At 63.3% G+C, this 5,201-nt stretch carries 6 protein-coding genes; 1 reads left to right on the forward strand and 5 read right to left on the reverse strand.

What is annotated here, in order from left to right; genetic code table 11:
* From QZ213_RS24225 to QZ213_RS24235, 3 genes are all read right to left on the reverse strand, one after another.
* The coding region (locus QZ213_RS24225) for an alpha-hydroxy acid oxidase (RefSeq protein WP_291688607.1) at positions 1 to 860 on the reverse strand (860 nt) is incomplete at its 3' end.
* A 74-nt stretch (positions 861 to 934) separates the two neighbouring features.
* Positions 935 to 1,885, reverse strand: coding sequence for a DMT family transporter (locus QZ213_RS24230; RefSeq protein ID WP_291688608.1), 951 nt, complete (start codon positions 1,883 to 1,885; stop codon positions 935 to 937).
* Between the two features lie 447 nt (positions 1,886 to 2,332).
* The gene (locus QZ213_RS24235) at positions 2,333 to 2,791 is read right to left on the reverse strand and encodes an Hsp20 family protein (RefSeq protein WP_291688609.1); all 459 of its coding nucleotides are present in this window, start codon (positions 2,789 to 2,791) and stop codon (positions 2,333 to 2,335) included.
* Positions 2,792 to 3,102: 311 nt separating this feature from the next.
* On the opposite strand from QZ213_RS24235, the gene QZ213_RS24240 reads away from it, so the two are divergent.
* A complete protein-coding gene (locus QZ213_RS24240) occupies positions 3,103 to 3,432 on the forward strand; it encodes a hypothetical protein (protein ID WP_291688610.1) in 330 nt (109 codons plus the stop codon).
* Positions 3,433 to 3,498: 66 nt separating this feature from the next.
* Here QZ213_RS24240 and QZ213_RS24245 read toward each other — a convergent pair whose 3' ends face one another.
* Together QZ213_RS24245 and QZ213_RS24250 are read right to left on the reverse strand one after the other, a co-directional pair.
* The gene (locus tag QZ213_RS24245; protein WP_291688611.1) at positions 3,499 to 3,891 is read right to left on the reverse strand and encodes a hypothetical protein; all 393 of its coding nucleotides are present in this window, start codon (positions 3,889 to 3,891) and stop codon (positions 3,499 to 3,501) included.
* Positions 3,888 to 4,922, reverse strand: a complete 1,035-nt coding sequence (locus tag QZ213_RS24250; protein ID WP_291688612.1) for a LysR family transcriptional regulator — start codon at positions 4,920 to 4,922, stop codon at positions 3,888 to 3,890. Before QZ213_RS24250 ends, QZ213_RS24245 begins: the two co-directional genes overlap by 4 nt.
* Positions 4,923 to 5,201: the final 279 nt, after the last annotated feature.

The following is a 5,201-nucleotide window of genomic DNA, read 5'->3' on the forward strand; positions in this document are numbered from 1 at the left end:
GCGTCCGCCGGCGCGATCAGCCCTTTGACCACGAGCTTGCCCTTCCAGCGCTTGCGGATCAGCTCGACATGTTTCCAGGCGAGCTGATCGCGCTTGCCGATGTTGCGCATCAGGTTCTTGGCCAGCACCGGCGGCCCCCGCATGGCGTCCATGTTCTCGAAATGCGGCATGCCGTGATTCATCAGCGTGCGGGCCCAGATGCCGAACAGCCAGTGCGGATGGGTCAGGGTATCCCAGGCGATCTGCGGCGTGATCGCCAGCGGGACCTTAAAACCGTTGCGGATGTTGTTCTCGCGATTGGGCGGCACCGGCACGTCGGCGGTGACGACGAAGGTGTCGTAGCCGGCCTCCGCGACCCGGTCGACCAGGGGCTCGATGCGGGCGGGATCGCCGGCCAGATAGGCCTGATACCAGGCGGCCGGGTTTTCGCGCCGGACGTCTTCCAGCGTGATCAGGGACGAGGCGGAAAGGCACATCGGCACGTTCATGCCAGCGGCCGCGCGCGCCAGCACGATGTCGCCGCGATAGGCGCACAACGCCGCCGAGCCCATCGGCGGAATGCCGAACGGCGCCGCATAGGTCTTGCCGAACAGGGTCGTGGTCTGGTCGCGGCCGGAGACGTCGTTCAGCACCCGCGGCACAAAGCCGTATTCGTCGAACGCGCGGCGGTTGTCGCGAAGTGCGGCGTCGGTCTCGGCGGCACCGGAAATATAGCCAAAAAGAAATTTTGGCAGCCTGCGCCGGGCGGTCGCCTCGAAATCGTCGAGCGAGAGATAGCGCCGCAGATCGCGCGGCACGGCGCTTTCGGCGCGCTGCACGGTTGGCGGCGGGGGAGTGACGTTCGTCGTTCGATCGTGCATGGCGGCAGGCGGTCCGTGTTCAAAGGCGGCGGCGGCGATGGTCCGACACGGCGAAATCGCGGTCAACCTCCGCGTCAGCGCTTATTCGCGGAAACCGCGCTGGCCTGCTTGCGCGATGCAACAAAAACACCTGTCAGCACCAGCGCAAAGCCGATGATGTGGAACAACTGCGGACGCTCGCCGAGGAAGACGATCGCCATCACCGATCCGAACACCGGCACCACATGAAAGAACGGCGCGGCGCGGTTGGCGCCGATCAGCTGGATGCCGCGATTGAAGCAGAGATAGGCGATGGTGGAGGGGAACACCGCCACATAGAAAAGCATCAGGAGATTGCCGGTATCGAGCTGCATCACCGGGCGTGTCAGCAATTCCCGGATCAGGAAGGGAATGAGACACGCCGCGCCGCAGCCGAAGGTGAAGGCCACGAACGACAGCCCGTGAATCTCCGGCCGCTTCAGCGTCAGCACCGAATAGAGTCCGAAGATCAGCAGTGCGACGGTGAAGATGAGGTCGCCCTTGTTGAACTCGATGTTCTTGAGCGTGGTCAGGTCGCCGTGCAGCAGTATCACCAGCACGCCGGTCAGCGACACGATGATTCCGCAGGCCTGCGCCCATGTTAGCCGGACCCCGAGCAGGGCCAGCGACCATACCGCGACGAACAGCGGTCCGGCCGACTGCAAGAGCAGCGTGTTCAGCGCCTGGGTGTATTCGAGCGCCCAATATTGCAGGGTGTTGAAAATGCCGATGCCGGTGATGGAAAGCACGATCATGGTGCCGAGCTTGCCGCGGATCGCGGCCCGGTCGCGCTTCAGGTGGTTCCAGGCGATCGGAAGCACGATGAGAAACGCCAGCGACCAGCGCAGGAACGACAACGTCACCGGCGGAATGTGTCCGGCGGCGAGGCGGCCGACGATGGCGTTGCCGGCCCAGCACAACGCGGTGATGGAGAGCAGCAGATAGGGCTGGTTGGCGAGCCAGTTGCCCGAGGCGCCGGCGCCGGTGGTTTGATCGGAGGCAGACATGGAGCGGTGGTTTCTGGCCCGGGTTCAAAGACGCCGCGGCCGCCAGTCCGGCGTCACCCGCCGGACCGGTTACTGCCCCGGCCTGCTCACAGACACGGATTTTCGCCCGGGTTCAATGGCGCAGGATGCATCGCGACCATGCACAAGGCGACATTCCAGGGTTGCACCGCCCCGCAGTGCCGATTGGAAATCAATGGCGCCGCAACGGAGTGGTGCCGCGACGGCGCGCTGACGCCCCGGGGGAAACGTCGCCGACAGTGACGGCCTCGCCATCGCCGAGCGGGCCTATCACCTTTCGCTCGGCCGCTGCGCGGGCCCACGATCGATGGTTCTACCGGCGAGCAGCGCCGGTTCATCGCCTTCGCGCGCCAGGGAACAGCACTCGCTCGCCAACCCGCCACGGCGGATTCGCCGCGGCAGGTCTCGACGTCGCGCCAGTGCTGCAGGTCAGGCCGCCTTGGTCTCGATCTCGCGGACGTTGGAGGCGGGCGCGCCGTTGATTGCGATCCGGCGCGGTTTCATCGCTTCCGGAATCTCGCGGACCAGTTCGATCTGCAGCAACCCATTGTCGAATGTCGCGCCTCTGACCTGGACGTAGTCGGCCAGGTTGAACTGCCGCTTGAACGGCCGCGAAGAGATGCCCTGATAGAGGAACTCCCGCTGCGCCTGCGCGGCCTTGCGGCCTTCGACTGTCAGCACGTTCTGCTCGGCCGTAATGCCGATCTCGTCGGGAGCGAAGCCCGCGAGCGCCAGCGATATCTGATAGCGATCTTCGCCAAGCCGCTCGACGTTGCAGGGCGGGTAGTTGTCGTCGCTGCTGGGATGCTGCGCGGCGTCGACCAGATCGAAAAAGCGGTCAAAGCCGATCGTCGACCGCCAGAGGGGCGTGAAGTCGTAGGTTCCCATATCCAAATCCTCCATTGAGCAAGATGGGTACGAGCAGGCACCGGACACCGCCGGCGCCCGTCTCAGCCAGGCCCCCGAAAGGCGCCTGGGCCGCATGTCGCGGCGGACAAGAAATTAGCAAAGGCTCTTTTGGTTTCAAGAGGCCGCCGGATTTTTTGGTAAACCCGGAGTTGCCCCGGACGATGCCGGCCCAGCGAGTTGTTTCGCCGTTCGGGGACGCTCAAAAGAATTCCGGCTGGGGTCTTGAACCGAGCTCCGGCTTTTCTAATTCGATTTCCGTCCCGAAACGAAAGGAGTTTGAGGAGGACGACATGACCGGTCTTGACCGTAGCTCTGATGAAAATGTGTACGATCTGAACGCCATTTTGCATCCCGGTTCGGTTTTCGATCATCCCCGGGATGTGCTCGCCGACACCACGCTGTCGCGCGCGGAGAAAAGGGCCATTCTGGCCTCCTGGGCATCCGATGCCGCCGCGGTGACATCGTGTCCCGCCTTGCGCGCCATTCCGGGAACCAGGCGCGCGGTCTCCATCGACGAGATCCTCGAGGCGCTGTCCAGCCTCGACCATTCGCCGAGGAATCCGCCGGGCGGCAAGTCGGTCCGGCTCAAATCCAGCGAGCGGACTACGCTCGCGGCCTGACGGGCGGCGGCTTTATGCATGGATCGGGCCCCCCGACCGGGGCCGGTTTCGATCGGCCCCGACGGGCTAGCCGCCGTTTTCGCGGCGGTTGGTCTGGCGTTTGACGATCTGCTCGGCGAGGTGAACCAGCATCCGTTTGGTGCGATGGTCGCTCAGTTCGTTAAAAGCCCGCAGCAGGCGCAGTTCGAGCAACGATTGCAGCGAGCTGGTATTCTGCGCCCAAAATTCGTTCGGCTCTCTCGGTTCGATGCTGACGGCGTGGCTGCGAAGGAAGTCGAGTGCGTCGGCGACTTGCAACAGGCGATCGGCGTCGGCTCCGTTCGGTGCGTTGCCGTCGCCCTGTCCTTGCTGAAACGCGGCATCGAGTACTTCGGCGAGGTCGGATTGCGAAACCCCGATCGCGAGCCATCTTGCCTTCACGAGCCGATCGAGATGTCCGTCGGTGACGTTGCCCATCATCGGTCGGTCCCGTCCGCACGGTTGGGGAAGATCCGGACGACCTTCGGCCGCGATACTTTCTTGAACCCCGCAAACAGGTTCACCAGCGGCTCGGCTTCCTTGTAGGATTTCTGCAAGTCGTTCGGATGCACGAACTCGTCGCGAAACCACGGATATTTGCGCCCCTCGAATGACTGGACCACCCATTCGATCAGTTGCCTCACGCGCGGTATTTTTTTCGCATCCGGGTGATAGGCGAGCCAGATATCGAGTTCGAACTTGACGCCGACATCGAGCGGTATCAGCGGATCGCCGAGCGCGGGAACGTAAGTCGGTAACCAACCGATGCCGGCGCCTTTCGCGATCGACCACAAATGGGCGGTGCTGACATTGTTGCGCATCGCGACAAAGCCGACCTGCTCGCGGCCGGAATATCTGTCGTAGATTTCCTTGCCCTTGGTCTGCTCGGCGTCCTGGATGACGATGCGGTGGTTCTGCTTGAGATCGTCGAGATCCTTCGGCAGGCCATAGATTTCGACGTAGGACGGACTGACGAAGGGCATGACGTGGAGCCGTCCGATCTTGATTCTCTTGAGATCGGGATTGCCGGGCTCCTCGAGCTGCACCGCAACGTCCGCCTCAAGCCGAAGCAGATCGGCCGAGCGCATTTCGCATTTCAAGTCCACCAGGAGGCCGGGATAGGCCCGCTGAAATTCGACCAGCCTTGGCGCCAGCCAGAATGTGCCAAGCCCCTCGGTGACGGCGAGCCGAACCTCGCCACTCAGCGCAGGCGTGGCCTGGTTCAGCGCGAGGTCCATTGCAAAGGACGCCTCCTCCATGCGCTTGGCGGCCTCGAGGACCTTGAGGCCTTCCGGCGTCAGCCGGATCCCGTCGACATGCCGGGTCATGAGTGTGGCTTTGTAGGCGTTTTCCAGCGCCGAAATTCGCTTGCTGAGAAAATTCGCCGACATGTTCAGACGTTCGGCCGCGGCTCGAAAGCTGCCTATTCGGGCGACTTCGAGGAAAATCCGGACCAAGTCCCAGTCAGCCATTCGTCCGTGTCCGTGCGCACCGGTGTGCGCACCCCTGCGCTCAGGTGAGTGCATACAAAGGGCCTCCGTCTGACCATTCTATTAATGGCAGAAAGCTTCGTCCTGCACAATCAAGAGACGACCCATGAACGCACTCGACATCGATCTGATCCGCAAGTCCGCCAGGGAAAACGCCCCGGGCAGCCGGTCTACAGCCCACTCCCTTGACAGAATGACCTCACTGCAACTGGCCAGGCGCACGGTCATGTTGACCGTCGACGCCGCCGGTATCGCTTCGCT

Source organism: Bradyrhizobium sp., assembly GCF_017881085.1.
In the GTDB taxonomy this organism is placed as follows: Bacteria; Pseudomonadota; Alphaproteobacteria; order Rhizobiales; family Xanthobacteraceae; genus Bradyrhizobium.

Coding starts and splice junctions, on each gene's coding strand:
- QZ213_RS24230 (WP_291688608.1), bottom strand. CDS start 1,885: ATGTCTGCCTCCGATCAAACCACCGGCGCCGGCGCCTCGGGCAACTGG.
- QZ213_RS24235 (WP_291688609.1), bottom strand. CDS start 2,791: ATGGGAACCTACGACTTCACGCCCCTCTGGCGGTCGACGATCGGCTTT.
- QZ213_RS24240 (WP_291688610.1), top strand. CDS start 3,103: ATGACCGGTCTTGACCGTAGCTCTGATGAAAATGTGTACGATCTGAAC.
- QZ213_RS24245 (WP_291688611.1), bottom strand. CDS start 3,891: ATGATGGGCAACGTCACCGACGGACATCTCGATCGGCTCGTGAAGGCA.
- QZ213_RS24250 (WP_291688612.1), bottom strand. CDS start 4,922: ATGGCTGACTGGGACTTGGTCCGGATTTTCCTCGAAGTCGCCCGAATA.